Source organism: Ruegeria sp. CDSC079 (assembly GCF_059610505.1).
On record NZ_JBXWNT010000008.1, the window covers coordinates 14,841 to 33,529 of the forward strand.

Annotated in this window: 23 protein-coding genes; 16 read left to right on the forward strand and 7 right to left on the reverse strand. The window is 59.5% G+C overall.

Annotation, left to right across the window (positions count from 1 at the left end; genetic code table 11):
• Positions 1–124 precede the first annotated feature (124 nt).
• Genes serB through AC2FIC_RS15310 form a run of 4 tightly spaced genes read left to right on the forward strand, consistent with a single transcriptional unit; the run spans position 125 to position 2,137 of the window.
• Positions 125–1,003, forward strand: a complete 879-nt coding sequence (serB, locus tag AC2FIC_RS15295; RefSeq protein WP_496692564.1) for a phosphoserine phosphatase SerB — start codon at positions 125–127, stop codon at positions 1,001–1,003.
• Positions 1,004–1,048: 45 nt separating this feature from the next.
• Positions 1,049–1,378 (forward strand): ArsR/SmtB family transcription factor, encoded by a 330-nt coding sequence (locus tag AC2FIC_RS15300; protein ID WP_496692563.1) that lies wholly within the window; start codon positions 1,049–1,051, stop codon positions 1,376–1,378.
• A complete protein-coding gene (locus tag AC2FIC_RS15305) occupies positions 1,366–1,794 on the forward strand; it encodes an SRPBCC family protein (RefSeq protein ID WP_496692562.1) in 429 nt (142 codons plus the stop codon). The genes AC2FIC_RS15300 and AC2FIC_RS15305 overlap by 13 nt, the downstream gene beginning before the upstream one ends.
• Positions 1,795–1,816: 22 nt before the next feature.
• Positions 1,817–2,137, forward strand: a complete 321-nt coding sequence (locus AC2FIC_RS15310) for a YciI family protein (protein ID WP_496692561.1) — start codon at positions 1,817–1,819, stop codon at positions 2,135–2,137.
• A 5-nt stretch (positions 2,138–2,142) separates the two neighbouring features.
• On the opposite strand, the gene AC2FIC_RS15315 is transcribed toward AC2FIC_RS15310, so the two are convergent.
• A complete protein-coding gene (locus AC2FIC_RS15315) occupies positions 2,143–3,141 on the reverse strand; it encodes an asparaginase (RefSeq protein WP_496677858.1) in 999 nt (332 codons plus the stop codon).
• A gap of 178 nt (positions 3,142–3,319) precedes the next feature.
• On the opposite strand from AC2FIC_RS15315, the gene AC2FIC_RS15320 reads away from it, so the two are divergent.
• The 5 genes from AC2FIC_RS15320 (at position 3,320) to AC2FIC_RS15340 (ending at position 6,837) form a co-directional block, all read left to right on the forward strand.
• On the forward strand, positions 3,320–3,853 hold the full coding sequence (locus AC2FIC_RS15320; RefSeq protein WP_142637215.1) for an invasion associated locus B family protein: 534 nt from the start codon (positions 3,320–3,322) through the stop codon (positions 3,851–3,853).
• A gap of 175 nt (positions 3,854–4,028) precedes the next feature.
• On the forward strand, positions 4,029–4,196 hold the full coding sequence (locus AC2FIC_RS15325; protein ID WP_185956689.1) for a hypothetical protein: 168 nt from the start codon (positions 4,029–4,031) through the stop codon (positions 4,194–4,196).
• Between the two features lie 142 nt (positions 4,197–4,338).
• Positions 4,339–4,716, forward strand: coding sequence for a lysozyme inhibitor LprI family protein (locus AC2FIC_RS15330; protein ID WP_496692560.1), 378 nt, complete (start codon positions 4,339–4,341; stop codon positions 4,714–4,716).
• A gap of 78 nt (positions 4,717–4,794) precedes the next feature.
• Entirely contained in the window at positions 4,795–5,985 is a 1,191-nt protein-coding gene (rlmN, locus tag AC2FIC_RS15335) for a dual-specificity RNA methyltransferase RlmN (RefSeq protein ID WP_142637213.1), read from the forward strand.
• A 225-nt stretch (positions 5,986–6,210) separates the two neighbouring features.
• Complete coding sequence (locus AC2FIC_RS15340; protein ID WP_496870190.1) at positions 6,211–6,837, forward strand: cytochrome P460 family protein; 627 nt, start codon at positions 6,211–6,213, stop codon at positions 6,835–6,837.
• A 7-nt stretch (positions 6,838–6,844) separates the two neighbouring features.
• Here AC2FIC_RS15340 and AC2FIC_RS15345 read toward each other — a convergent pair whose 3' ends face one another.
• A complete protein-coding gene (locus AC2FIC_RS15345; RefSeq protein ID WP_281973035.1) occupies positions 6,845–7,183 on the reverse strand; it encodes a hypothetical protein in 339 nt (112 codons plus the stop codon).
• Positions 7,180–8,100: a DnaJ C-terminal domain-containing protein gene (locus tag AC2FIC_RS15350; protein ID WP_496692558.1), complete on the reverse strand. Its 921-nt coding sequence runs from the start codon at positions 8,098–8,100 to the stop codon at positions 7,180–7,182. The genes AC2FIC_RS15345 and AC2FIC_RS15350 overlap by 4 nt, the downstream gene beginning before the upstream one ends.
• A gap of 160 nt (positions 8,101–8,260) precedes the next feature.
• Here AC2FIC_RS15350 and AC2FIC_RS15355 point away from each other — a divergent pair, with 160 nt between their 5' ends.
• Positions 8,261–8,644: a hypothetical protein gene (locus AC2FIC_RS15355; protein ID WP_142637207.1), complete on the forward strand. Its 384-nt coding sequence runs from the start codon at positions 8,261–8,263 to the stop codon at positions 8,642–8,644.
• Here the strand turns inward: AC2FIC_RS15355 and AC2FIC_RS15360 are convergent, their stop codons facing one another.
• Both AC2FIC_RS15360 and AC2FIC_RS15365 read right to left on the reverse strand, forming a co-directional pair.
• Positions 8,645–9,742, reverse strand: coding sequence for a cystathionine gamma-lyase (locus AC2FIC_RS15360; protein WP_496692557.1), 1,098 nt, complete (start codon positions 9,740–9,742; stop codon positions 8,645–8,647).
• Positions 9,743–9,745: 3 nt separating this feature from the next.
• Positions 9,746–10,588, reverse strand: a complete 843-nt coding sequence (locus AC2FIC_RS15365) for an LOG family protein (protein WP_496692556.1) — start codon at positions 10,586–10,588, stop codon at positions 9,746–9,748.
• Positions 10,589–10,667: 79 nt separating this feature from the next.
• On the opposite strand from AC2FIC_RS15365, the gene AC2FIC_RS15370 reads away from it, so the two are divergent.
• Entirely contained in the window at positions 10,668–11,585 is a 918-nt protein-coding gene (locus tag AC2FIC_RS15370) for a threonine/serine dehydratase (RefSeq protein WP_496692555.1), read from the forward strand.
• A gap of 108 nt (positions 11,586–11,693) precedes the next feature.
• Positions 11,694–12,521 carry a 2,3,4,5-tetrahydropyridine-2,6-dicarboxylate N-succinyltransferase gene (gene dapD, locus AC2FIC_RS15375; RefSeq protein ID WP_271949578.1) on the forward strand — a complete coding sequence of 276 codons (828 nt, stop codon included), beginning with the start codon at positions 11,694–11,696 and terminating at the stop codon, positions 12,519–12,521.
• A gap of 64 nt (positions 12,522–12,585) precedes the next feature.
• Here the strand turns inward: dapD and AC2FIC_RS15380 are convergent, their stop codons facing one another.
• Positions 12,586–12,921, reverse strand: coding sequence for a cupin domain-containing protein (locus tag AC2FIC_RS15380; protein ID WP_142637196.1), 336 nt, complete (start codon positions 12,919–12,921; stop codon positions 12,586–12,588).
• A gap of 117 nt (positions 12,922–13,038) precedes the next feature.
• Here AC2FIC_RS15380 and AC2FIC_RS15385 point away from each other — a divergent pair, with 117 nt between their 5' ends.
• A complete protein-coding gene (locus tag AC2FIC_RS15385) occupies positions 13,039–13,383 on the forward strand; it encodes a DUF8846 family protein (RefSeq protein WP_039539567.1) in 345 nt (114 codons plus the stop codon).
• Here the strand turns inward: AC2FIC_RS15385 and AC2FIC_RS15390 are convergent.
• A complete protein-coding gene (locus AC2FIC_RS15390; RefSeq protein WP_142637194.1) occupies positions 13,380–14,438 on the reverse strand; it encodes a transporter substrate-binding domain-containing protein in 1,059 nt (352 codons plus the stop codon). The genes AC2FIC_RS15385 and AC2FIC_RS15390 overlap by 4 nt on opposite strands.
• 208 nt (positions 14,439–14,646) lie before the next feature.
• On the opposite strand from AC2FIC_RS15390, the gene dapE reads away from it, so the two are divergent.
• The 3 genes from dapE to rnr are packed head-to-tail and all read left to right on the forward strand — an operon-like array spanning position 14,647 to position 18,674.
• A complete protein-coding gene (gene dapE, locus AC2FIC_RS15395) occupies positions 14,647–15,786 on the forward strand; it encodes a succinyl-diaminopimelate desuccinylase (protein WP_496692554.1) in 1,140 nt (379 codons plus the stop codon).
• Positions 15,787–15,789: 3 nt separating this feature from the next.
• On the forward strand, positions 15,790–16,365 hold the full coding sequence (locus tag AC2FIC_RS15400) for a TIGR04282 family arsenosugar biosynthesis glycosyltransferase (RefSeq protein WP_496692553.1): 576 nt from the start codon (positions 15,790–15,792) through the stop codon (positions 16,363–16,365).
• 47 nt (positions 16,366–16,412) lie between these two features.
• Positions 16,413–18,674, forward strand: a complete 2,262-nt coding sequence (gene rnr, locus AC2FIC_RS15405; protein ID WP_496692552.1) for a ribonuclease R — start codon at positions 16,413–16,415, stop codon at positions 18,672–18,674.
• Positions 18,675–18,689 lie beyond the last annotated feature (15 nt).

Sequence of the window (18,689 nt, forward strand, 5' to 3'; positions counted from 1 at the left end):
CTGAATGGCGCAATCGGTCGCCGTTCTGTCCGCATGATGTGCCAGAGGTTGCTGCGGACAAACTGTCTTCTGGCGATCGGGGGCTATCTGCGTTAATCGCAGGTGAATTCGCCGGAGATAGACTATGTATGTTGCCACCCTGTTGACCAATCCCGAAACGCGCGCGCTGGATTTGGCACTGGTCGAGTCGTTGCGGAATGCCTGGGGCGGGGCCGAGATCATCTGGCTCAGCCCGGATGAGGCGGCAGAGTTCGCGCTGCAGGACCTTCCGGGCAACCAGTGGGATGTCTGGGGTGATTTGCAGAAGCTTGGCGTTGACCTGATCGTGCAGCCTGCCGAGGGGCGGCGCAAAAAGATGCTGTTGGCGGATATGGACAGCACCATGATCCAGCAGGAATGCATCGACGAATTGGCGGATGAGGCCGGTGTCGGCGACCGCGTCAAGGACATCACAGCCCGCGCAATGAATGGCGAATTGGATTTCGAAGGCGCGCTGACCGAACGGGTCGGGTTGCTGAAAGGGTTGGATGAGGCTGTGATCGGCAAGGTTCTGGCCGAACGCATCACCTTGATGCCCGGCGGCAAGGAGCTGGTCGCGACGATGCGCGCCAATGGCGGCTATGCGGCGCTGGTCTCGGGCGGGTTCACGGCGTTTACTGCCAAGGTGGGCAGTGAATTGGGGTTTGACGAAAACCGTGCCAACACTCTGCTGGCCGAAAACGGCAAGCTGACCGGCGATGTGCAGCGACCGATTCTGGGACGACAGGCCAAAGTCGACGCGCTGGAACAGATTACCAAGCGTCTGGGCCTGTCCGAAAACGATGTGATCGCTGTGGGTGACGGGGCAAATGATCTGGGTATGTTGGGCCGGGCCGGAACCGGGGTTGCGCTGCATGCAAAGCCTTCGGTCGCGGAACAATGCGAAGTGCGCGTCAACCATGGCGATTTGACCGCGCTTTTGTATCTGCAGGGCTATGCGCGGCAGGAATTTTCCCAAGCCTGAAAGCCGGGGCTTCCCTTTATTTAACAAAAGTGTTAAACAGTGGTCATGAGTACGCTTCTGACCACATTCTTCGCCTTGTCCGACGCCACGCGGTTTTCCATCGTTGAACAGTTGATGCAGGACGGAGAGCAGCCCGCGGGCGACCTGATCGAAGGGCGCGGCATGTCGGGTGCTGCGGTCTCGCGTCACCTGAAGGTTTTGCGTGAGGCCGGGCTGGTTCGGCAACGGGTGCAGGGCACCCAGCGGATGTATTCGATCCGCCCCGAAGGTCTGCGCGCAATCGCGGAATGGACCATTTCGAAACGACAATTCTGGGAAAGCAGTCTGGATCGTCTGGGCGATGCTATTGAAAGGGATACCTCATGGCCGATCTAAAGCTGGAGCGCACGTTCCCGATACCGCCAGAGGATCTGTTTGCGTGGATCACTGTCGCAGAACGGCTGTTGCAATGGTGGGGCCCCGAAGGGGTGCATGTGCCCGAACATACTCTCGATTTTTCGCGCGTTGGTCCGTGGTATTCGGTCATGCAGAATGGCGAGGGCCAGCGGTTCAAGGTCTCGGGCCATGTGACCCATGTCGATCCGCCCAATTCGGTTGGCTTCACCTGGGGCTGGCATGACGATCAGGATCAGCGCGGGGCCGAAAGCCATGTAACGCTGCGGATCGAAGCCGCAGGCGGCGGCGCTCGGCTGGTGGTCGATCACCGCGACCTGGGCGATGACGAGATCGCCGCAAACCACGAAAAAGGCTGGACCTCGACGCTGAACAAGCTGGCCGGTCTGGTGCAATAAGTTTTCATCTGGGAGGAAAGAGATGCCACAGTTTCTGTTTGTCTATCACGGCGGGACCACGCCATCGGACCCGGCCGAAGTCGAAGCAACCATGGCCGCCTGGGGCGCGTGGTTTCAGAATTTGGGTCCGTCACTAGAAATACCCGGCAACCCAGTGGGCCAGTCCTATACCGTCAGCTCGGGCGGTGTGGTCGACAATGGCGGCGCAAACCCGGTCTCCGGCTTTACGGTGATCAAAGCCGACAGCATCGACGCCGCCAACGAGATGGCCAAGGGATGCCCTATGGTCGTGAACGGGTCAGGCTCGGTCGAGGTGGCCGAGATTCACGAGATTGAGATGTAGCGGCCCTAGCCGGGGAAACCCGGTGCGGGTCGGATCACGCCACATTCCAGCCCGCGACGGCTGTATTGTGTGGCGTTCATAAAGGTGCGGGTGGCCGGGTGATCGGCCTCCAGCACGCCGAGGCTGACCAGAATGGCTGCAATGGCGCATTCGCTGGCACGGGTGGCGCCATCGGTGATCTTCAGCGCGACGCCCATGCGTTTTTCAGGGATGATGGCGATGAATACGGCCTCGGCCCCGGTCTTGATCGCGGCGCGCCCGTTCATGGCGCGCATCAGCTCGGTACAGGCGCGCGTCTCTCCGGCCACCAGCTCGGGATGTTTGATCATCGCCGCGGTCAGGTGTTGTGCTGCATCGCTGGCCCGGTCCGACCGGTCCGCCGCCGAGGCAAACCACGCCATCGACCGTGCCATCCCCACCAGCGAGGTGGCAAAGTTCGGGGCGGAACAGCCATCGATGCCATAGCCGGGGCTGGTTTCGCCGGTGGTTTCTTCCAGCGCGGACAAACAGGCCTGTTGAACCGGGTGGTCGATTTCAAGATATTCCGGCCCGGCACCCATATGCTGTGCTACCGTCAAAAACCCGCTATGTTTGCCCGAGCAGTTGTTGTGGATCTGACAGGGCGTGTCGTCGGCAAGTATCAGCCCGTCGCGCGCCGCCATATCCTGAGGCTCTTGCGGCCCACAGCGCAAATCGGTTTCAGCCAGGCCCAGATGGTCCAGCCAGGACGTTACCCTGTCTGTGTGAATATGCGCGCCGTTATGCGAGGCACAGGCCAATGCCAGATGCTCGCTGTTCAGCCCGTATTTCGCGGCCGCCCCAGATGTAATCAACGGCAGGGCCTGTATCATCTTGGCCGAAGACCGGGGGTAGATTATCGCCTCCGGGTCGCCCCAGCTGCGCACGATTTGACCCGTGTCATCACAGATAACCGCATGTCCCAGATGCAGGCTTTCCAGTAAAGGCCCCCGCCATAGTTCGGTCATTGCTACAGGCTGCGTCATCGGGACCCTCCTAAACATGCGCAAAAAACTGCCAACCGCCCTTTCGCCTATGGCGAAACTTGCGATAGTGTGTGTATGTCGGCAATCACCGGAAGACGCAACTTACAGACGAACCGTCAGGGTTCGCGAGCCTTTCCGGTGGGTATGAGGTATTAGGTCGAGCTAGGAGGCTGGACAGATGGGATCAAAGCTCGTCCGCGTAATCGCGGGCCTGTGCGTGGCAGGGATGACAACGGCTGCTACCGCTCAGCAGGCAGACAGCACCAATAGAGTGTCCGTAAACACCGACTGGAGTGTGTTTGTGGAAGAGGACCCAACCGAATGCTGGAGCGTTGCAACGCCGGATGAAACCGTCAACACGCGCGGCGGGCGCGTTGTTTCGGTGAGGCGCAGCGACATCCTGCTGTTTGTCGTGTTCAGACCTGATCCCGATGTGAAGGGGCGCGTCTCATTCACCGGGGGCTATCCGTTTGCCGCGGGATCGACCGTATCTGTATCCATCGACGGAAACAGCTTCGAATTCAGCACCGAAGGCGAATGGGCCTGGCCCGCGTCAGAGGGTGATGACCAAAAAGTAATCGCTGCCATGAAAAGCGGTACCGAAGCAGTGCTGACCGCCCGGTCCGAGCGCGGCACTCAGACCAAAGATACTTTCTCATTGCTGGGTTTCACAGCCGCTTTAGACGACGCCGAGAAACGCTGTACCAACTGAGCGCGCCAGCGCTCGGGCAGTGGCCCGGCTTGCAAAATGGTGCCAGTTTCGCAGGATAGGGCCGCCCTCCTTCATAGCTTAACTTAACGTCATCTATAAATTTGATCTGCGTCAATGCTCCGCGCTCTGAAATACTGAACTAATCGGTTCAAGCAGAGAGAAAAGGAGAGCATCGATGCAGAAGAAAGTTTTGGGCCTGTTTGTGCTGACCGCCGTCGTATTGCTGAGCGCTTGTGATAAATCCGCTGAGACATACCCGGTTTCGGGAGAGCAATGTGGGCCAAACGATCCGGTCAAAACGCTGGACGCCGAGGATTGCTTTATTCCACCAGCAGGTGCGTGATCCAATACGGCTGGCCTGGAAACGTCCGGGCGGCATAGGAGTTCGAATGACCGCGGGGTTGATCCCCCGCGGTTTTTTGTAACCTCTGGCGTCGCTGTGCTAAGCTGAATGCGTTAGTCTAACGACCTTCGAGGAGTATGTCATGCGTTTGGTGATACTGGCTGTTTTAACCCCCACGTTGGCTGTGGCGGATCCTGCAATGGAATGCACGAACGCAAGTTCACAAGTCGAAATCGGATCTTGCGTAGCCAGTATGGAAGCGGGGGTTGAGGCCGCGCTGACCAATAGTTTTGGCTTTGCCATGGATGCAGCCAACGCGTTGGACGAGGTGACCGGACGGACAAGCGCGGCGCCTGCGATGGAGGCGGCGCAAAGCGCCTGGGTCGGGTATCGTGATGCGCAGTGCGAGGCGGTCGGCGCGTCTTTTGGTGGTGGGTCGGGAACCGGCATTGGTATCACCTCTTGCCGGATTGAATTGGGGCGCCTGCGGATTGACGAATTGCTGCGTTTTGTAAATTAGGCGCGACGAATTCTTTTGATCTTTGCGCGCAGTCCTATATAGAGGCGCATTCCAAGCCAGAATCTTCGAGACCCACCTATGTCGCCCAAAGCGCCGATCACTCAAGACGTCATGACCATCCCCCGCAAATTGCCGGAGGGGAAGGTGAACCTTGTCGGGTTGACCCGGGATCGCCTGCGCGAGACCCTGATCGAACACGGCACGCCTGAAAAACAGGCCAAGATGCGCACGGGCCAGATCTGGCAGTGGATTTACCAATGGGGTGTGCGCGACTTTGCCGAGATGACCAATCTGGCCAAAGCCTATCGCACCCAGCTGGCCGAGCATTTCGTGATCGAAATCCCCGAGGTTGTGACCCGACAAGTGTCCGAGGATGGCACACGCAAGTATTTGGTCCGTATTGCTGGCGGGCATGAGGTCGAGGTGGTCTATATTCCCGAGGACGATCGCGGCACGCTGTGTATCTCGTCTCAGGTCGGTTGCACGCTGACTTGTTCCTTCTGCCATACAGGCACGCAGAAACTGGTGCGCAACCTGACGGCGGCGGAAATTGTCGGTCAGGTGATGATGGCGCGGGATGATCTTGACGAGTGGCCGGTACCGGGAGCGCCCAAGGACGAAACCCGCCTGCTGTCGAACATCGTTCTGATGGGTATGGGCGAGCCTCTTTACAATTTTGAGAACGTCCGTGACGCGATGAAAATCGCGATGGACCCCGAAGGTATCTCGCTGTCTCGCCGCCGGATTACCCTGTCGACATCGGGCGTGGTGCCCGAGATCGCGCGTACCGCGCAGGAAATTGGCTGCCTGCTGGCAATTTCGTTCCACGCGACGACCAATGAAGTCCGCGATGTGCTGGTGCCGATCAACAAACGCTGGAATATCGAAGAGTTGCTGCAGGCTTTGGCCAGCTATCCCAAGGTTTCCAATTCGGAACGGATTACGTTTGAATACGTGATGCTTGATGGTGTGAATGACAGCGATGAGGATGCGCATCGTCTGATCGAACATATCAAGCGCCACAAAATCCCGGCTAAGATCAATCTGATCCCGTTCAACGAATGGCCCGGCGCGCCGTATAAGCGCAGCTCGAACAATCGTATTCGGGCTTTTGCCAATATCATCTATCAGGCCGGGTATGCCTCGCCCATCCGCAAGACGCGGGGCGAGGACATTATGGCGGCCTGCGGTCAGCTGAAATCGGCCACCGAACGCGCCCGTAAATCGCGCAAGCAGATTGAGGCCGAGGCCGGTCTCGACCGCGGATAAGCGGCTGAATAGACGGCGCATCGCAAAATTAATTTTTGGGGCGCTGTCTATAGAATGCAAAATTTGATATGTTTCAGAGGCTAGGTGTGGATGCACCAGGCTCACTTGCGCACAATAGGGTGAGTTCGGTGGCTGGCATGTGGCAAATTCGTTCACGGCGGCTACCTTGTATTTCAGCTCCGTGTGCCGATTGCGGCATAACAGGTTACGAGTTGGGTTATCTCTATGATGTTTCGATTGAAAATCCCGTACTTTAGTTTTGTTTTAGTTTTGGCTTGTGCGGCCGTCGCCGTAACTGATGCTGTTGCGCAGTCAAATGATGAGGATGCTCATCTGGCTATCGAAAATCCGGCTGATCTGACCAAGGACGACGCGCGTGAAATTTATGACTCGTTGCAGCGCCGGATGGCACGCGGCTATGCCGCAGCGCAGTTGGATTTGCTTCTGAATTACCAAAACTGGCCGCTGTACAACGATGCGCCCTATATATCTGAAACCCATGGTCGGCGATTTGTGAACAGCTATGCAAACCGGATGGCGTATAATTATGCAACCCTGACGGAAGGCGAAAAGCTTCCGGTGGGGTCTGTGCTGGCCAAGGACAGCGTGACCGTTACGGATGAGGGGAAAAGCCATCCCGGCGCGATGTTCGTCATGCAGAAACTGGCCGAGGGCGCCAACCCTGCTACGGCTGACTGGCGCTATATCATGGTCATGCCGGATGGGTCATTGTTTGGGGACACGATGGGGGATCGCGCCAACGCAGTTGCGTATTGCCACGATTGCCACGAGGCGGTTGCCGACCGAGATTACACATTCTTTGTTCCCGAAGAATATCTGGTCGACAATTAGGCCGCTCTCACCCAAATCTCGCGGTGCCGATCACTTTGATCAGTTGCTGACGAACCGGATCTGGCTGCGCTGCGACGGCGTTCAGGACCTCTCGAAGTTCTGCGCGCAACCCATGCATCTGGTCGATCAGGGAAATCATCATCGACACTGCGTCTGCCTCCATTTCGTATTGGTCGTGCAACTCGCAGGCCAACTCCAGCCGGGCAACGTCGAGGCTGTGATAGACCAATCCGCGATCTGTTTGTTCGGGGATCACGATTTCGGCAGCCAGATATTCTGTCAATCGGGTCGAAGTCAGCCGGGCTACGGCAGTGATCAGTTCCTCTTCGGTCAGGGTGCGGGTCATGACGGCATTCCTTTGCGTGGGTCATAGCGGTGGGTTTCTCGCCATGAATCCATAAATTGCCTCAACTCATCATCGATTTGATCGGGCATTGAAATGGTCAGCTCGATCAACTGGTCGCCCCGTTCGGCCGAGCCGCGCTTCTTGACGCCCTTACCCCGCAGGCGCAGGGTTCTGCCGCTGCTGGTTCCGGCCGGAACGGTCACGTTTACGCCCCCATCGATCGTGGGCGCCGCCACTTTGCCGCCCAGCACCGCCTCATCAATCGTGATGGGCAGCGTGATGTGAATGTCATTTCCCTGACGGTCGAATACCGGATGACCCGCGACTGATACTGTCACCAGCGCATCGCCGCGCGGCCCCTCACCATAGCCAGCGGCACCCTTGCCCCGCAGGCGAATGGTTTGACCGCTTGTGATCCCTGCGGGTATCTTGACTTCGATCCGGTCCCCATCCGGCAGGGTCAGCTTCTGGCTGGCGCCGAATACCGCATCCAGAAAGCTGATCTGAAGCGTGAAGTTCAGATTGTGGCCGGGCGCGTGAAACTCGCGGCCGCCTTGCCCACCAAATCCGCCGCGACCCCGCATGAATTCAGCAAAGATATCCGACATGTCGTCCGGGTCCGTCGCCTGCCCGCGATAGGGGTTGCCGGCAGCTTCGGCGTAATCGCGATAGTATTGCTGTTGCGGGCGTTCCTGTCCCGAGGCATCAATCTCACCATTGTCATAGCGTTTGCGCGTCTCAGGATCTTTCAACAGATCATAGGCCGCGGCGGCGGCCTTGAACTTGGCTTCGGCCTCGGCGTCCCCGGGTTTCAAGTCCGGATGGCATTCCTTGGCAATACGCCGATACGCTTTTTTGATTTCAGCGTCGCTGGCATCTTTGGCCACGCCAAGTGCGGCATAGGGATCGTCGCTCATCTCACCTCTCATGGATGGGGGAAGGGCTGATCATGATGAAGGTATTTTATCACGTGATTTCAACAGGTCAAAAAGAACCGGTGGCTAAATTGGTTCGCAAGTTTCGCAATCTCTGATACTATCAGGCTGTTTCATATTATTCATTGACGGAGATCAGCCGATGACGCGCAGACTTAAATCGGTTCTGGCCCTGCTGGCGGGCAATGCCATTGGGTTAATGTTGGCCGCTTTGCTACTGACCGGTTTTGCAATCAAGCCGATTTCATTCATCGTTGTGGTGATCGTCTTCACGCTGGTGCAGGTGGTGGCCGAGCCGCTGATCCTGAAGTTGGGTGAGAAAAGGGCGCCTTCGTTGAAAGGCGGGATCGCGTTGATCGTGACCTTTGTCGGCCTGCTTGTGACCGATCTGGTGACCAATGGGCTGACGGTTGGCGGAATTTCCAACCTGCTGGCTGCGACACTGCTGGTCTGGCTGGGCGCGCTGATCGCCAGCGTAGTGCTGCCGATCTACGTGTTCACCGAGCTGCGCACGCCCAAAAAGTAATTACAGTGCGTTCAGGCTGGCATCGATTGCCTGCCAAAGCTCAACCACCGGCTCGCATCCCACGGACAGACGGACAAAAGCGGGGTCAACGTCGTCGCCCCAACGGGCGCGGCGCTCGGCCGAGCTATGAACGCCGCCAAAAGACGTCGCAGGGCGCAGCATTGGACAGGTGTTGATGAAGGTTTCGGCCTTGGCCTGGGTTTCCAACGTGATCGAAAGCAGGAATCCGAACCGCGTGGTCTGAGCCTGTGCCAAGGTGTAGGATGGGTCGCCCGGCAGGCCGGGATAGCGGATGTCTTTCACAGCCAGATGCGCCGCCAACCGTTCTGCCAACACCTGGGCCGAGCTGCACATCCGGTCGAACCGAACATCCAGTGTTTCCAGCCCACGATGCAGCAACCAAGCCTCGTGCGGACCGGGGATCGCGCCAGAGACACGCCGCCATTCCTCGACCCGCTCCATGACATCTGTATTGCGGCTGGCCACATGGCCCATCAGCAGATCGGAATGCCCACCCATGGCCTTGGTGTCCGAGGACACGACGATATCTACGCCCATATCCAAAGGACGCTGGCCCAGTGGTGTCATGGTTGTGTTGTCAGCAATGGTGATCCCACCAGCTGCGCGCACGGACGACGCGATGGCTGGCAGGTCCATCATATCCAGACCAGGGTTCGAGGGGCTTTCGACAAAGACCACATTGATGCCGTCGAACCCGCCTTCGGAAAAGGCGGTTGTCGGGCGTTCTGTCACGATGACACCCAGACCAGACAGAAATCGGTCGGCCAGCACGCGAGTGACGTAATAGCCATCCGACGGGATCAGGATGCGCGACCCGGCTTTGACCGTGGCAAACAACGCGGCCGAGATCGCCGCCATGCCCGACGGGAAAGCCAGGCAGGGGGCGTCTTCAAGATGGGCGAGAACCTGTTCCAGATGTTCCCAGGTTGGGTTGTTGACGCGACCGTAGAAATCATGCCCGTCCGGTGCGCCGGGCAGGTGAAACATACTGCTTTGGGTCAGGGGCAGGGCCACGGGCTCGCCCTTGGTCAGTGCGTTGCCCCGCAGATGCAGCATCTCGCCGGTCTTGCGCCCCATCGTTTAGCGCCCAGGTATTTCGTCACGGGGCGGTGTGGGTTCCCATTTCTCGATTATGTCGACCGCCTCTTGCGCGGTATCGACGAACCGGAACAGGTCTAGATCCTCGTCCGAGATGGTGCCGGCGTCGGCCAGCGCCTCCCAGTTGATGACCTTTTCCCAGAACGCGCGACCGAATAGCAGGAAGGGCACACGCTCCATACGGCCGGTTTGAATCAGGGTCAGGGACTCGAACAGCTCATCCATGGTGCCAAAGCCGCCGGGGAAGATGGTGATGGCGCGGGCGCGCATCAGGAAATGCATCTTGCGGATGGCGAAATAGTGGAAGTTAAAGCTGAGCTCGGGCGTAACGTACAGGTTCGGTGCCTGTTCATGCGGCAGCACAATGTTCAGGCCGATGGAACAGCCGTTCGCATCCTGCGCGCCGCGGTTGCCAGCCTCCATCACGCCGGGGCCACCGCCGGTGACGATTACATTCTCTCGCCCGCCGGTTTCGTTCGACTTCTCGGTCATCAACCGGGCAAACTCGCGCGCTTCGTCGTAATACTCCGACAGCCCGGCCAGCGTTTCCGTCCGCGCGGTGTGTTTCTGTGATGGCTCAGGGATACGCGCGCCGCCGAACATGACGATGGTCGAGGTGATCTCACGCTCGGTCATGATCATCTCGGGCTTGAGCAGTTCCAGCTGCAAGCGCACCGGGCGCAGCTCATCCCGGCACAGGAAATCCTCATCGGCAAAGGCAAGGCGATAGGCGGGTGAGCGCGTTTGCGGGGTGTCGGGTACCTCGCTTGCGGTCGAACGGTCGGTCTGCGCGTCGCGAAACGGGCTGAGGCGGTATTCTCTCATGGGGTAACGATCCCTGCTTGCGTGTTTTCCAAACAGCTATAGGGTTCGGGCGCAGAGTGCCAGTCACGGAAAGATGAGAATGAATTGGAAGAGCGAAATACTGGCGGCACAGCACCGCATAACCGGCTATGCACAAGTGACGCCAGTCACGGAAAGCCGTGTCTTGGGTCTGGATTATTCGGTGGAAATGAAGCTGGAGCATATGCAGCACACCGGCAGTTTCAAGGCGCGCGGGGCGTTTAACACTCTGATCAGTTCGGATGTGCCCGAGGCCGGGGTTGTGGCCGCATCGGGTGGCAATCACGGCGCAGCGGCCGCCTTTGCCGCGCAGGCGCTGGGCTATCCGGCCAAGATTTTCGTGCCCGAACTGGCGGGGCCATCCAAGATCGCGCTGATCGAACAGACCGGCGCGGATTTGAGCGTGATGCCGGGTGAATATGCCAACGCCTTGACAGCCGCGCGGGCGCATGAGGAGGCCACGGGCGCGATGCAGATTCACGCCTATGACGCCCCCGCTACGGTCGCCGGGCAGGGAACCTGCTTTGCCGAATGGGAGGCACAGGGCCTGAAAGCGGATACCGTATTGATCGCGGTGGGCGGTGGCGGTCTGATCGCCGGGGCGCTGGCCTGGCTGCAAGGCACGCGCAAGGTCGTGGCGGTTGAGCCGGAAACCTCCTGCGCGCTGAATGCAGCCCTGCAGGCGGGAGAACCGGTGGATGTGTCCGTCTCGGGCATTGCGGCAAATGCGCTGGGCGCGCGGCGGATCGGCTCGATTTGTTTCGATCTGGCACAGGGCGTGCAATCGGTTCTGGTCAGTGATCGGGCCATTTCTCAAGCGCAGCAGGCCTTGTGGCGGGCGCATCGCGTTCTGGTGGAACCAGCGGGCGCAACAGCCTTGGCTGCGCTGCTATCGGGGGCTTACACGCCAGAGCCGGGCGAACGGGTGGCGGTGCTGATCTGTGGTGGAAACATCTCACCGGACCCTCTGAACGGCTGAAACCGGAACAAACAGCCGCAAAGCGCGCGCTCAGCGTCGCATTGCAGCCAGTCCGTCGCTTGCGTATAGGCAACACAAGCGTGAACAGAATCTGCAGGGAGCCGCCAAATGTCCAACGCGCAACTGGAAGCCGCCATCGAAGCCGCCTGGGAGGCGCGAGATGCCATCACCCCCGCCACCACCGGCGAGACACGCGAAGCGATCGAAGATACGCTGAACGCGCTGGACAGCGGGTCGCTGCGGGTCGCGGAAAAGCAAGACAGCGGCGACTGGCATGTGAACCAGTGGGCGAAAAAAGCGGTTCTGCTGGGCTTTCGCATCAAGGATATGGAAATCCAGACCGGCGGCGCTCAGGACGGCGGCTGGTGGGACAAGGTAGACAGCAAGTTCGCGGGTTGGGGTGAAAACCAATGGCGGGCCGCTGGCTTTCGCGCGGTGCCGAATTGCGTCGTTCGCAAATCCGCCTTTATTGCGCCCGGCGTGGTTCTGATGCCGTCCTTTGTGAACCTGGGTGCCTATGTGGACGAGGGCACAATGGTTGATACTTGGGCCACCGTCGGGTCATGCGCGCAGATCGGCAAGAACGTCCATCTGTCGGGCGGTGTTGGGATCGGCGGCGTTCTGGAACCGATGCAGGCGGGTCCGACCATCATCGAAGACAACTGCTTTATCGGCGCCCGGTCCGAAGTGGTCGAAGGCTGCATCGTGCGCGAAGGCTCGGTTTTGGGCATGGGCGTGTTCATCGGCAAATCGACCAAGATCGTCGACCGCGAAACCGGCGAGGTCACCTATGGTGAGGTTCCGCCCTATTCGGTGGTTGTTGCGGGCTCGATGCCGTCCAAGAACAACATCAACCTCTATTGCGCTGTGATCGTGAAGCGGGTGGATGAAAAGACCCGCTCGAAAACCGGGATCAACGAATTGCTACGCGACTAAACTGGGCGCGGATCAAATAAGGGGGCTGCAGCGCGATCCGCTGCGGCCCTTTTTTTGTTATCGCTTACCCTTTGACCGGATAGCGGTCCGGTTCTTCGAACACATCAATGACGCGCGACCCGGCTTTGATCTTGCCGCCATGCTCCACTCCTGCGGGGATCGAATAGCTGTCACCGGGGCCATAGCTCTTGGTTTCATCGCCAATGGTCAGCTCAATCTCACCTTCGACCACAGTTCCCCATTGTGCCAGATGGGAATGAAGGGGCAGTTCGAAATCCTGAAGAAAGGTAAAAAACGCCACCAGCCCCGCGTCTGATCTGATCACGGCCGTTTGCACCACATCTTCGGGGAAGGGCACGTCGAGGCTTGGGAATCCTGTGATGAAATCCGGATAAGTCATGGCAACGTCCTTTTGTGATCGGTGTCAGGTTACTGCGGGCACTATGGCGGCACAGGCGATCCACTGCAATTCCCCGGCTGCTTGACCGCAGGCAGGTGCGCGGCTATGGCCCCTTGCATGGAAAAGCAAAAGAAACCTTCGCGTCAGCAGGTCTATACCCTGCTTGTGCAGATCGGTCGCAAGGATGGCGATGGCCTGCCCGACGGCGCAACCGGGGCGGCATTGATGTGTTTTGCCAGCGGCGTCGACGAGGCCGAGGCCGTGCGCGAAACGGTGGCGATCCTGAAACAGGCAGATACCGCGCCTTTGGATGTCACAGGCTATGGCACTTTGGCCGAACGTGAGGCGCAAGGTCACGAGATCGACCCGGATGAACGGGCCCTAATGCAGCGCGCACTGGATGAAAATGCAGTGATCGTGGCGCAGATGACCCCGTTTTTCGGGGATGAAGAGACGGCTTAGTTCCGCGCCCCAAACCACTTGCGATAAATCTCGTCATAGGTGCCGTCTTCGCGCAGCGCCAGCAGCGCCTGGTTGACGTCTTCGACCAGCGGGGACCCGGTGGGGAAGGCAATACCGTAATTCTCGCGCAGGAATATACCGCCTGTCATCGAGGCAATCCGGCGTCCTTCATGGGCGGCGAAATAGGACAGGATCGGCGCGTCGAACACTATGGCGTCCAGTTCCTCGTTGCGAAAAGCTTCAAGCATGGGGTCGAGCCCATCATAGTTGGTAAACTCGATCTCGCGGCGGTTCAGGAAGTTAGCAGCGGTTGAATTCGAGATTGTTCCGACCTCTTTGCCGTAAAGGTCATTTATCGAATTCACGCTGCCACTGATTGCATCCACTGTCATGACCGAGGTGATCCGCGCGGTGAAGACCGAGACGATAAACAGCGAAGACACAACCAGCACTACACCCAGAATTCGACCAAATGGCGTTCGCGGCATTCGTTCCTCAAACCCGCCATTGACCACCAGGTTCAAGGCCCACCAGAATGAGGGGAACCAGGCCTCGTCTAGCTTGCGGTCGAAATAGGGCTGCGAGCGGCGCTCGAACACCCACATCAGCATGCCGCCGCCAAGAAGGATTGCAAAGGCGAGCCCGATAGCAATAAACAATTCGCGCGACAGTAACGCATGTAGCAGTGACGGGCGGCGCACCGCGTCCGATGGCACCATGATCTGCAAACCAGCCTCGAAAATCGGCTGGCTGAAGTCCATCTGCGTTTCTCGCGAGGCAGTGATCGAGATATTGGCGATGGCCAGATCGGCGGATCTGTTCTGCACTGCGCCCAGCATGTCGCCAAAGGCGTCGGAACGCTGGATGGAATAGTCCCAATTCAGGGATTCAGCCAACGCCTCAAGCAGGTCCATCGAGAATCCGGTTTGGGCTCCATCTTCGACAAAAGAAAACGGAGGCCGTGTCACGGTCGAAACCGTCAGCGTCTGGGCCTGGCTTTGCTGGCCGAGAACGGCGAAAGTCAGGCAGATCAATGCGAAAAGAGCACGTGTCATCGTAAAATCACCTGTTTCGCGGCCCTCTAGCGCATATTCGAACCGGCAGACAAGGCAATCGCAGCGTAAGGCCCCATGTTTTCCGGGGGTGTCAGTTCGATACAATGTGGAAAAAGCCCGCGGTTTCTGGCCTGTTGGGGTTGGCAATCGGGCCAATTCGTTGAATCTGTGCACGAACCTGAAAGAAATTTTATGGAAAGGGCCCACCATGACAGATCCGATTGCGTTGACGGCCGACCTGATCCGTTGCCCATCGGTCACACCTGAAGAAGGTGGTGCCCTTGTCCTGCTGCAGGATGTCCTGTCACAGGCGGGGTTTGATTGTACCCGTGTTGATCGCGCCGGCATCAGCAATCTGTTTGCGCGATGGGGTGCAAAAGGTCACGCCCGAAGCTTTGGTTTCAACGGTCACACCGATGTTGTTCCGGTGGGCGACGAGGCCGCTTGGACCACACCGCCTTTCGGGGCAGAAATCCGGGAAGGGTTCATGTATGGGCGCGGGACCACTGACATGAAATCGGGTGTGGCGGCCTTTGCAGCGGCGGCAGTGGATTTTGTACGCGACACGCCACCCGACGGGGCGATCATCCTGACGATCACGGGTGACGAAGAGGCTGATGCGCTGCATGGCACCACCGCCCTGCTTGACCATATGGATCAATGCGGCGAGCGGATGAGCGTCTGCCTGGTCGGTGAACCCACCTGCCCGAACAGGATGGGTGAAATGATGAAGATTGGCCGTCGCGGCTCGATGACCGCCTGGTTCACCGTAACAGGTGTGCAGGGCCATTCGGCCTATCCGCACCGGGCAAAGAACCCACTGCCCGCCATGGCCCGGCTGATGGACAGGCTGGCCAGTCACGAGTTGGACCGGGGATCTGATCATTTTGACGCCTCGACGCTGGCGGTTGTGGCGATCGACACGGGTAATTCCGCCACAAATGTCATCCCGGCACAGTGCAGCGGGGCGGTGAACATCCGGTTCAACGATCTGCATTCCGGCGCCAGCCTCAGTGATTGGCTGCAAGCGCAGGCGCGCGATGTGGCCACCGCGTTTGGCGTTGATGTTGACGTGCGTATCAAGATATCGGGCGAAAGCTTTCTGACCCCTCCTGGCCCTCTGTCGGAATTGGTGGCCAAAGCGGTTGCGGCTGAAACCGGGGTCACGCCCGAGATGTCGACAACCGGGGGTACTTCGGACGCGCGTTTCGTCAAGGATCATTGTCCGGTTGTCGAATTTGGTTTGGTCGGCAAAACCATGCATCAGGTGGATGAATGCGTTGAGGTGGCGCAGATTGAACAACTCAAGTCAGTCTATACCCGTATCCTGACCGACTATTTTTCCTGATTCATGCAGCGCACCCTGGTGATCATGGTGAAAGAACCGCGCCCGGGCCGTGTCAAAACCCGGTTGGGGCGCGATATCGGTATGGTCGGCGCGGCGTGGTGGTTTCGCCATCAGACCCGGTCGCTGATCCGGCGTCTGCGCGATCCGCGCTGGCAGATCGTGCTGGCGGTTTCGCCGGACCGCGAAGGGCTGACCAGTCGCATCTGGCCCGCCGACCTGCCGCGTGCGCCACAGGGTCGAGGGGATCTGGGCGATCGTATGGGGCGGATGCTGCGGGAAATGCCAACAGGGCCAGTCTGTCTGATCGGTGCGGATATCCCGGGGGTTGCACGGGAGCATATCGCGCGCGCGTTCCGGGCATTGGGGCGCAACCAGATGGTGTTTGGTCCGGCCCCGGATGGCGGATATTGGTTGGTCGGGGCGCAACGCATTGGTGCCCTGCCGCACAGCCTGTTTCAAAACGTGCGCTGGTCGACGGAACATGCGCTGGCCGACACGCTGGCCTCGATCCCCGGATGCCGGGTGGCGATGCTGGATCAGCTGCGTGATGTCGATACGGTTGCCGATCTGCGAGCCTGACCCTTTTTGGTCATGACGCCGCCGCATCTCCGTGATAGGCCGAAATCATGACTCGCATCCCTACCAAGCAAGAGGTCCTCGATTGGATCTCGGCGAACCCCACCCTGACCTCGAAACGCGACATTGCTAAAGCCTTTGGCATCAAGGGCGCGGATCGGATCGACCTGAAACGGATCCTCAAGGAACTTGAGGCCGAAGGGCATCTGGAAAAGCGCAATCGCAGCTATCGAGACCCGGACCGGTTGCCGCCTGTCAGCGTGCTGCAGGTGAAGGCCCCGAACGCCGATGGTGATCTGTTCGCACGGCCCTTGGAGTGGCATGGCGAAGGGGTCGAGCCGGTTGTTCTGATGATCACCCGCGCCAGCGATCCTGCGCTGGGTGAAGGCGACCGCATTCTGGCCCGTCTGACCGTGGTGCATGAGGAAGACCATAATTACGAGGCCCGCCTGATTCGCCGGATCGGAACCAACCCGCGCAAGATCGTTGGTATCTTCCGCAAAGGGACCGAGGGCGGACGGATCGTGCCCATCGACAAGGCCGGACAGAACGAGTGGCTGGTCAATGAAGGTGCGTTGCTTGGTGCAAAAGACGGTGAGCTGGTCGAGGCAGAACAGGCCGGGCCCAAAACCCGCATGGGCCTGCCACGTGCCCGCATTGTCGAACGGCTGGGCGACCCGTCAGCCCCCAAGGCCGTGTCGCTGATCGCCATTCATCAGCATGGCATTCCCGATGACTTCCCCGACACGGTGATTGCCGAGGCCGACAAGGCCAAACCCGCTGGTCTGAAAGGGCGCGAAGACCTGCGCGATATGCCGCTGCTGACCATCGACCCCTCGGATGCGCGCGATCATGATGACGCCTGTTATGCGCATGCGGATGAGGATACGAAGAATCCCGGTGGACATGTCATCTGGGTCGCTATCGCCGATGTTGCCGCCTATGTGCAGCCCGGTACCGCTCTGGACCGCGAGGCGCGCAAGCGCGGCAACTCCAGCTATTTCCCTGACCGTGTGGTGCCAATGCTGCCGGACCGGTTGTCCGGTGATTTGTGTTCGTTGCACGAAGGCGTCCCGCGCGCGTGTATCGCCGTGCGGATGCAGATCGACGCCGAGGGCAACAAGATCGGCCACCGGTTCGTGCGGGGGCTTATGCGCTCCGCCGCCTCGCTGCATTATGCCGAGGTGCAGGAGGCCATCGATGGTGCCCCCAATGACCGCACCGGGCCTCTGTTAGAGACCGTATTGAAGCCGCTCTATGCTGCTTATGCTGCACTGAAAAAGGCGCGGGGTGTGCGGCAACCGCTGGAACTGGACCTGCCGGAACGCAAGATTATCCTGAGCGATACGGGCGATGTTCAAAGCGTGGCGTTCCGCGACCGTCTGGACGCGCATAAGCTGATCGAAGAGTTCATGATCCTCGCCAATGTCGCTGCGGCTGAAACCCTGATCGCCAAGCGCCGCCCGCTGCTGTTCCGTGTCCACGAAGAACCAGCACCCGAGAAGCTGGAAAGCCTGCGGGAAACGGCTCAGGCGGCGGGGTTGAATTTGGCCAAGGGGCAGGTGTTGCAGACCCGCCACCTGAACGCACTGCTGAATGCGGCTGCGGGCACCGAGGATGCAGAGTTGATCAACCTGACCACCCTGCGGTCGATGGCGCAGGCCTATTACAACGCTGAAAATTTCGGCCATTTCGGGCTGGCGCTGCGGAATTACGCGCATTTCACCTCGCCCATCCGGCGCTATGCCGACCTGATCGTGCACCGCGCGCTGATCTCGGCCCATGGCTGGGGTGCCGATGGGCTGACCGAGGATGAGATCGCCCGGCTGGACGAAACTGCCACTCATATCTCGGATACCGAACGCCGCTCGATGATGGCGGAACGGGATACGACCGACCGGTATCTGGCGGCTTATCTGAGCGAGCGTGTTGGGACTGAGTTCTCGGGTCGGATCAGTGGTATCGCCCGGTTTGGGGCTTTCGTGAAAATGGACGAGACCGGCGCGGACGGTCTGGTACCGGTGCGATCCTTGGGGCGCGAGTTCTTCCATTTCGACCGCGAGGCCGGAACCCTGATGGGGTCGGACACCGGGCTGATCATAGCCATCGGCCAACGCGTCACCGTGCGTCTGACCGAGGCGACACCTGTGACGGGCGGGCTGGAGTTGGAGCTGTTGTCGATCGACGATCAGGCCCTGCCGACGGGGCGCGGAGGGGCATCCAAGCGCCCAACGCGACGCAAGGCAGTCAGCACCAAGCGCAAGAAGGACAAGATCAAACGCAAGGTGGAACGCAAACGCCGTCAGAAGTGAGTTCGCATCTCGGGA

Excerpts from the sequence above, each read along its gene's own strand:
- serB (WP_496692564.1), top strand. The coding sequence starts at position 125 with ATGTATGTTGCCACCCTGTTGACCAATCCCGAAACGCGCGCGCTGGAT.
- AC2FIC_RS15300 (WP_496692563.1), top strand. The coding sequence starts at position 1,049 with ATGAGTACGCTTCTGACCACATTCTTCGCCTTGTCCGACGCCACGCGG.
- AC2FIC_RS15305 (WP_496692562.1), top strand. The coding sequence starts at position 1,366 with ATGGCCGATCTAAAGCTGGAGCGCACGTTCCCGATACCGCCAGAGGAT.
- AC2FIC_RS15310 (WP_496692561.1), top strand. The coding sequence starts at position 1,817 with ATGCCACAGTTTCTGTTTGTCTATCACGGCGGGACCACGCCATCGGAC.
- AC2FIC_RS15315 (WP_496677858.1), bottom strand. The coding sequence starts at position 3,141 with ATGACGCAGCCTGTAGCAATGACCGAACTATGGCGGGGGCCTTTACTG.
- AC2FIC_RS15320 (WP_142637215.1), top strand. The coding sequence starts at position 3,320 with ATGGGATCAAAGCTCGTCCGCGTAATCGCGGGCCTGTGCGTGGCAGGG.
- AC2FIC_RS15325 (WP_185956689.1), top strand. The coding sequence starts at position 4,029 with ATGCAGAAGAAAGTTTTGGGCCTGTTTGTGCTGACCGCCGTCGTATTG.
- AC2FIC_RS15330 (WP_496692560.1), top strand. The coding sequence starts at position 4,339 with ATGCGTTTGGTGATACTGGCTGTTTTAACCCCCACGTTGGCTGTGGCG.
- rlmN (WP_142637213.1), top strand. The coding sequence starts at position 4,795 with ATGTCGCCCAAAGCGCCGATCACTCAAGACGTCATGACCATCCCCCGC.
- AC2FIC_RS15340 (WP_496870190.1), top strand. The coding sequence starts at position 6,211 with ATGATGTTTCGATTGAAAATCCCGTACTTTAGTTTTGTTTTAGTTTTG.
- AC2FIC_RS15345 (WP_281973035.1), bottom strand. The coding sequence starts at position 7,183 with ATGACCCGCACCCTGACCGAAGAGGAACTGATCACTGCCGTAGCCCGG.
- AC2FIC_RS15350 (WP_496692558.1), bottom strand. The coding sequence starts at position 8,100 with ATGAGCGACGATCCCTATGCCGCACTTGGCGTGGCCAAAGATGCCAGC.
- AC2FIC_RS15355 (WP_142637207.1), top strand. The coding sequence starts at position 8,261 with ATGACGCGCAGACTTAAATCGGTTCTGGCCCTGCTGGCGGGCAATGCC.
- AC2FIC_RS15360 (WP_496692557.1), bottom strand. The coding sequence starts at position 9,742 with ATGGGGCGCAAGACCGGCGAGATGCTGCATCTGCGGGGCAACGCACTG.
- AC2FIC_RS15365 (WP_496692556.1), bottom strand. The coding sequence starts at position 10,588 with ATGAGAGAATACCGCCTCAGCCCGTTTCGCGACGCGCAGACCGACCGT.
- AC2FIC_RS15370 (WP_496692555.1), top strand. The coding sequence starts at position 10,668 with ATGAATTGGAAGAGCGAAATACTGGCGGCACAGCACCGCATAACCGGC.
- dapD (WP_271949578.1), top strand. The coding sequence starts at position 11,694 with ATGTCCAACGCGCAACTGGAAGCCGCCATCGAAGCCGCCTGGGAGGCG.
- AC2FIC_RS15380 (WP_142637196.1), bottom strand. The coding sequence starts at position 12,921 with ATGACTTATCCGGATTTCATCACAGGATTCCCAAGCCTCGACGTGCCC.
- AC2FIC_RS15385 (WP_039539567.1), top strand. The coding sequence starts at position 13,039 with ATGGAAAAGCAAAAGAAACCTTCGCGTCAGCAGGTCTATACCCTGCTT.
- AC2FIC_RS15390 (WP_142637194.1), bottom strand. The coding sequence starts at position 14,438 with ATGACACGTGCTCTTTTCGCATTGATCTGCCTGACTTTCGCCGTTCTC.
- dapE (WP_496692554.1), top strand. The coding sequence starts at position 14,647 with ATGACAGATCCGATTGCGTTGACGGCCGACCTGATCCGTTGCCCATCG.
- AC2FIC_RS15400 (WP_496692553.1), top strand. The coding sequence starts at position 15,790 with ATGCAGCGCACCCTGGTGATCATGGTGAAAGAACCGCGCCCGGGCCGT.
- rnr (WP_496692552.1), top strand. The coding sequence starts at position 16,413 with ATGACTCGCATCCCTACCAAGCAAGAGGTCCTCGATTGGATCTCGGCG.